Below are 6,541 nucleotides of genomic sequence, written 5' to 3' on the forward strand. Positions count from 1 at the left end.
GCCCATGGCCAACCGGAGGTTCGAATTGTTTGAGTACCGCCAAGTCCTTGTCCGCATGCGGCAAGGCGATTCCGACCGCGACATCGCTCGCGCCGGGCTCATGGGCCGCAAGAAGCTTACCACCGTAAGGCGCACTGCTCAAGAGCTCGGCTGGCTCGATGCGGCATGTGCGCTGCCGCAAGACACCGTGATCGCCGCTCAGTTCGGTCGCACACCGCACCTGCCCAGCACCTGCGTGTCGACGCTAGAACCCTTTCGCGAGCAGATCAGCAGTTGGTTCGACGCTGACGTGCAGGGCACGACGATTCACAGTGCGCTCAAGCGCAACCACGGCTACACCGGCAGCTATTCGGCGGTGCGCCGCTTCCTGACGCATTTGGGCGCCGAACGTAGTGTCACGGCGACGACGATCCTGGACTTCCCGCCGGCCGACACCGCGCAGGTCGACTTCGGTGCCGGTCCCGCGCTCATCCACGAATCGGGTCACGCGCTCAAGACGTGGTTCTTCGTCATGACGCTGTGTTGGTCGCGTCATCAGTATGTCGAACTCGTGTTCGATCAGACGGTTGAGACGTGGCTGGCCGGCCACCGCCGGGCCTTCGAGTGGTTCGGCGGCAGTCCCAGCCGGATCATCATCGATAACGCCAAGTGCGCGATCATCAGGGCCTGCACGTACGACCCCGAAGTCCAGCGTTCCTACGCGGGCCTCGCTGAAGGATACGGCTTCAGGATCGATGCCTGTCCGCCGCACGACCCGCAGAAGAAGGCGTTGACTTCATAATGCACCCTGTTCGGTTTGTTGAGCGGGAACTAGGCGAGACGGCCTGCCGCCGTATTGACTGCCGGCACCCTTGACCAGTTTGACGTTGCCCAGCGGCTCATACAAGCACCTGCAGTTGTTGCCGTAAAGGTGCGGGTTGAGAACGCCTTGCCGACCGAGTTGGTGGATGGTCGTCGTAGACACGCCGAGTTGTTGGGCGACCTCCTCGCCGGTGAGCATACCGCGCTCGCGCAATCGCTCAAACCTGCTCTTCAAGGCGTAGGTCTGGCGTATGAGAATGACCTTTTTCATCGTGAAGGACTCGCCGCGCCAATTCCGGTGCCCCAGTTCGTTCAGTCGTGCCGCGATTTGCCTATCCGTCGAAGTCTCCAGCCACTCGTCGATGAGCGAAACAACTTGAGGCAATGTCTTGCGCACTTGGGGCATCGGCCGTGGTCGTGCTACGGACAGGCTTTGGGTGCGCCCACCACGCCAGCGTACATGGACATCGATCTGCTGTCCGACGATGAGTGTCACGTCCTCGATAAGCAGTCCAAGCATGCGCTTGCGCTCAACGGCACTGGTGCGTGCGTCGTTCCACACGCGAGGGAAGTCCGAAGCCAGCGCCATGATGCGTCGGCGTGCGGGCTCGTCAAGGAGAGTGCGATCGGCCTCGCGCTGACGCTCGTGCTCACGCTGTAGCGTATCGGTCGATCCCGATAACCGGTTGGTGGCTGATGCACTGCGCGAGCTGGCGCAGTCGCACATTCCAGTCAGCCTCCCCTTCAGGTAGCGCCGGCGTGCCAGTTCGGCTTCGTAACGGGCCCGCTGCAATTGTGCTTCGCGCAGCGCCGCGGCCTGTTCCACGCGCTGGGCAATCTCTTGTTGGACGGCTAGCGCCACCTCGATCGCCGCCGGCGCCACCGTCTGCAGCAGCAACGCACTGATCGCCTCGTCCACCGCGGTGCCACGCACCCACTGGCAGTGCTTGCCGGCCTGTCGCACCACAGCCTCATTGCACATGTAGTAGGGACGTAGTTGCCCGTCCTTCGGCTCATAGCGCACCCGCATGCGTGCGCCGCAGCGGCCGCAAAGCAGCCGCCCTTGTAGCAGCGCGCTGCCGCTTCGAGGCATGCGACCGCGCAGGCCTGGCGAGAAGCCGTTGGCGTTGTTCGCGAGCACGGCCTGGTTGCGTTCGTACTCCGCCCAGGAGAGGTAGCCTTCGTGCGCATCCGGAATCAGCACCTGCCAGTCAGACTGCTGCACCCGCACCTGCACAGGCTTGAACCTGGCGTTGCAGGTAGTGCGGGTACGCCCGTAGGCGAATGCGCCGGCGTAACGGGGGTTGTGCAGAATCTGCAGCGCACGCGAGTGATCGATCGTGTTCCACAACACATCGCCCTTGCCGACGCCACGACGGATGCGCCGGGGGAAGAGGGTCTTCTGTCCGCGAAGGCGGCGTACGACCGCGCATGCCGAGCCCGTGTCGCGGAAGGTATCGAACAGAAGCCGCACTGTGTCCTGGATCTGGCGGTCCGGATCGAGCACCACCCGTCCGTCAGCCGCATACGCCAGCCCGATGGGTAGAGGCATCTCGAGTTCGCCGCGCCGTGCCTTGTTAAGAATGCCGCCTTGCAGGCGTGACTTAAGGATATGGAGTTCGGCCTCGCTCATCGTGCCCTTCAGGCCGAGCAGCAGGCGGTCGTTGAAATGGGCGGGGTCGTAGATCCCGTCCTCATCGAGAATGAGCGTGTGAGACAGTGCCGCAAGCTCGATGAGACGGTGCCAGTCAGCACTGTTGCGCGCCAGCCGCGATACTTCCAGCCCAAGCACGATGCCGGCATGTCCCATCGCTACTTCGCTTACCAGGCGCTGGAAGCCATCGCGATCTTCCGACTGCGCGCCCGAGATCCCGAGGTCGCTGTCGATGACGTGGACTCGCTCAATCGGCCAGCCCAGCGCCACCGCTCGATCACGCAACGCATATTGTCGCTTGGTGCTCTCCGTATTCTCGAACACTTGTCACAGCGACGACTGCCGCACGTAGAGAAACGCATCGCGCCGCAAGTGGTCGGCGCAAACCTTCATGGCAACGTCAATAGGCATGGTGCACCCGTGACTCAGCTGCCAGCACCATGTTGGCGAGCAGGCGCACGAGCTGGCGATCGTGTACCGTCGCAGGCAGCGCGGACGGCGCCGGCTGCCCCCTCACTGTCGGCGCAGTGCGGGTCGTGATCCACACCACAAGCCCCCGCCACATGCCGTGGAAGACGATTGCGCCCATGCCATCCATGCCGGGTTGCCCACATAGCGCTGCGGCACGCAAGTCTTCGTAGAGCTCGGGCGCATCGGCAGGTAACGTTGCATCACAGGCTCCAGCGCAAACGGGTGGCTTATCGTTTTTTTTACGCGCCACCGCGCGTTCGATGCTGCGAGGGTGGACGCTGACGCCGAGATTGGTCTGTACCATTGCCGCCAGCGCACGCGCCTGCAGCGGAGCGCCGGCGTGCTGGTGTTGCTCGATGAATCGCATTGCGAACCATCCACCTCGTGCGGAACCCTCAACCGCTCCCATGGGACGACGATGCCCGGCGTGGTCACGGCAATCAGCGCGTGAGCGCGTTCCATCAGTTGCGGGTGGGCGGCAAAGAACGCCTCGATCTGCCTGGCGCTGGTCTGGCCGAGTCCTGGTACTACGCTCCGCTCCACCAGCGGCGCCGGCGCGGCACCCGCACCGTCAGGTCCGCGAGCGTCGCGATGCCATGCTTCTGCAGCACGCGCACCGCGCGCGGCGTCAGCCACAGGCCGATGTCGTCAGCAACCTGGGGTTGCGGCATCGGCAGCGCACGCAGGAGGTCAATCGCGTACGCGACCGCGCTCGCCCGCGCGATCCGTTCACCGACGGGGTGCTGTAGCAGGTCGACCAGGTCGGCACGCTGGCGCTCGCGTGCAAACACGATCAAGTGACGGCGGACGGCGCCGAGGATGCCGCGCGCCGACGCACCGGGTGCCCGCGCGTGCGGCAGGTACCGATCGACCGCCGCCCGCGACGACAGTCCCGCATACCAGCCGCGCAGCGCCGCGAGCTGGTCGGCATCCGGAAATGCCGACGGTTCGGCGGAGGCGGTGTGCGAGGCGGCCCGGGACTGACGCGTTTTCATGTCTGGCAGTTTAGTGCAAAAAAACCGTCCATTGCGATAAGAAGGATTATGGCAATGGAACGTATTACACTGCGATCTTTCTGAACTGCCAGTCCGTTGGAATCGGCGCTGCAACCTGTCGTCAGCGCCATCCCCATCCACTGCGAGTCCACCATGCCCCGTCGTTCCATTCTCTCGCCGGCCGAGCGAGACAGCCTGTTTTCGTTCCCGGCCAGCCACGATGATCTCATTCGGCACTACACGTTTGGCGAACAGGACATGTCGCTGATCAGGCAGCATCGAGGAACGGCCAATCGCCTTGGATTCGCCGTCCCCCCGCTTTGAGCGCTGGTGTCGAGCCTCCGCCCGCGCCGCTACGGTTCGTTGCCGGGCAACTCCGCATTGCACCAGTCACACTGGAAGGCGTACTCGCGGCGGAACCAGACGCGCCGTGAGCATCTGCTCGAACTGCAGGCGGCACTGCAACTGCGTCCGCTTACGGTGGCCGACTACCGTCCGGCCGTACTGGCGCTCGTCGACCTGGCAATGCAGACCGACAAGGGCCTCATACTCGCGCAGGCTCTGATGTGATGGACGACTCCCGCCCTTCGGGGTTCGGCATATGCCAAAGTGAAGAAGTCGTGACTTCCACCGCAAAGGAGCGCTCATCGTGAATATAGCCACTGTCGGACTGGATCTTGCAAAGACTCTATTCCAGGTTCATGGAGTAGATATGCAGGGACATATTGTCGTACGCAAACAGCTGCGCCGCGCTGACGTACTGGCGTTTTTCGCGAAGCTTGAGCCGTGCGTGGTAGGCATGGAGGCCTGTGGATCATCGCATTATTGGGGCCGAGAACTTAAGAAGCTCGGACACACGGTGCGCCTGATTTCCCCGCAGTTCGTTCGACCTTACGTAAAAAGCAACAAAACCGATGCGGCCGATGCCGAGGCAATCTGCGAGGCAGTAAGCCGACCGCACATGCGCTTTGTGCCGATCAAGACGCAGGCGCAACAGACGATGCTTTCGCTACATCGAGCACGCGCCGGGCTGGTTTAATCCCGTACGGCATTGGCCAATCAGATCCGCGGCTTGCTGAGCGAGTTTGGTATTGTCCTGCCGCAGGGCATCCGACTGCTCGGACAAAGGGTCATCGAAGCCCTTTCCAATCGCGAGCATGAGCTTTGTGAACAGTTCCGGACCCTGATCCAGTCACTTGTGGAGCACTTACGCGAACTGGGCGACAAGGCAGCCGAACTGGAGGGACGCATTCGTGCGATGCATCGTACGGATGAGGCCGGACAACTTCTCGAAACGATACCCGGAGTCGGGCCACTCACTGCTTCCGCGCTGGCAGCGTGGCTTGCCACCCGATGAGTGCTGACGGGGGACCTTCCCCACGGCGGCCAGCCCTTGCCGCAAGGGAGTCATACTGACTTGCTGATGCCCTGCAATCAATCGGAACCCCCGAGCCTTTCGGGACGGCCGCGAACTCGCTGCGTGGCTGGGCCTGAGTAAGCTCTGATTAGCATTGCTGCTGGAGCCGCATTGAGCGGGCAGAACCACCGCTCAACGGTTCATTCCGACGCGGAGGCCAGCATGGAACACGATTGTACGTGGGACTGGATGTCCACAAGGATTCGATTACGGTCGCCTATGCGATCGGGATGGGAGAAGTCGAATTGTTTGGCAAGGTCGGCACCATGCACATTGACATCGACCGGATGTGCAAGCGGCTGCAGTCCAAAGCACAGCACATCTGCTTTGTCTACGAAGCAGGCCCTTGCGGGTACGGCCTGTACCGAAGGCTGCTCGCTTGCCCACGGCGTCCACTACCTCGGTCGCGCCAGCTGGGGGCCGACACACCGGCGTTGGTTAAGCACGTTCTCGTTCGACAGCGCCTGGCAGCAACTGGCATTCAACGAACATCGCCGCACGGTCTGCGCACCATCGCTTATCCCAGGCAAGCCTGGAGCCATACGGATAACAGCGCGCGCGCCGTGAATCAGAAGCGTTCGTAGTGCTGTGTCGCCACGCTGATATGACTCCCGGTGTCAACCCGGATCGGTTTTCAAGAATCACTCCATGGTCAAGGCAATTTTCCTGAGGGCGGCGTAGCAGTAAATCTCGACGGTGGATCACGCTGATATTCGCGGGTTGGCTGCCGCATTACAGAGGTCCGTCTCATGAGCCTGCCGCTTCCTTGCTATGCAAGTCGGCTGATGCCATTGCCAAACGTGGTCGCGGGCTACTCGAATACCGGGCTGCGCCGCCTTCAGGAAACTTTCGATGTTCGTTGGTCTTTCTGCGGTAACGGTTTGCGTTTTCAGGCGGTTTGTAGGCTGCGCGGTAGAGCCAGAGTCATACCAAGCCGACCGACGTCCCAGATGAATGCAGCCGACTCGCGTGCGACCGCGATGATCGCAACATGTGGGCACTTCCCTTTGGTTACGAGCTTACGATATCGCCTGCACAGTCTCAGCTGCGCGTCCCAGGCGCGATCGATTATCGGTTTCGGTAGGCCTTCATGCCCCCGGCGTCATAGTAGTTGTCGCCTCTGAAATTTCTTATCAAGAAGAGTCAGAGGTGCAGGTTGAAGGCGAGACAAACGTATTCTGTCGAGTTCAAGGAGCAGGCCCT

Annotated in this window: 2 protein-coding genes and 6 pseudogenes; 4 read left to right on the forward strand and 4 right to left on the reverse strand. The window is 62.2% G+C overall.

Annotation, left to right across the window (positions count from 1 at the left end; genetic code table 11):
• Nucleotides 1–25 precede the first annotated feature (25 nt).
• Nucleotides 26–772, forward strand: a pseudogene (gene istA, locus HV670_RS25870) (IS21 family transposase); the annotation flags it as partial.
• Between the two features lie 3 nt (nucleotides 773–775).
• Here the strand turns inward: istA and HV670_RS25875 are convergent.
• From HV670_RS25875 to HV670_RS25890, 3 genes and pseudogenes are all read right to left on the reverse strand, one after another.
• Nucleotides 776–2,779, reverse strand: a complete 2,004-nt coding sequence (locus HV670_RS25875; RefSeq protein ID WP_246257962.1) for a recombinase family protein — start codon at nucleotides 2,777–2,779, stop codon at nucleotides 776–778.
• A 76-nt stretch (nucleotides 2,780–2,855) separates the two neighbouring features.
• Nucleotides 2,856–3,293 carry a hypothetical protein gene (locus tag HV670_RS30660; protein WP_217478527.1) on the reverse strand — a complete coding sequence of 146 codons (438 nt, stop codon included), beginning with the start codon at nucleotides 3,291–3,293 and terminating at the stop codon, nucleotides 2,856–2,858.
• Nucleotides 3,293–3,921: pseudogene (locus HV670_RS25890) on the reverse strand (phage integrase family protein); the annotation flags it as partial. The gene HV670_RS30660 and the pseudogene HV670_RS25890, both read right to left, overlap by 1 nt.
• Nucleotides 3,922–4,074: 153 nt before the next feature.
• On the opposite strand from HV670_RS25890, the pseudogene HV670_RS31325 reads away from it, so the two are divergent.
• The 3 pseudogenes from HV670_RS31325 to HV670_RS25915 all read left to right on the forward strand — a co-directional run.
• Nucleotides 4,075–4,491: pseudogene (locus HV670_RS31325) on the forward strand (DUF4158 domain-containing protein).
• A gap of 79 nt (nucleotides 4,492–4,570) precedes the next feature.
• A pseudogene (locus HV670_RS25905) lies at nucleotides 4,571–5,021 on the forward strand (IS110 family RNA-guided transposase); the annotation flags it as partial.
• A 490-nt stretch (nucleotides 5,022–5,511) separates the two neighbouring features.
• Nucleotides 5,512–5,842, forward strand: a pseudogene (locus HV670_RS25915) (IS110 family transposase); the annotation flags it as partial.
• Between the two features lie 385 nt (nucleotides 5,843–6,227).
• Here HV670_RS25915 and HV670_RS31330 read toward each other — a convergent pair.
• Nucleotides 6,228–6,428, reverse strand: a pseudogene (locus tag HV670_RS31330) (IS110 family transposase); the annotation flags it as partial.
• Nucleotides 6,429–6,541: the final 113 nt, after the last annotated feature.

This window comes from Pararobbsia alpina (assembly GCF_902859895.1).
In the GTDB taxonomy this organism is placed as follows: Bacteria; Pseudomonadota; Gammaproteobacteria; order Burkholderiales; family Burkholderiaceae; genus Pararobbsia; species Pararobbsia alpina.

Excerpts from the sequence above, each read along its gene's own strand:
- HV670_RS30660 (WP_217478527.1), bottom strand. The coding sequence starts at position 3,293 with ATGCGATTCATCGAGCAACACCAGCACGCCGGCGCTCCGCTGCAGGCG.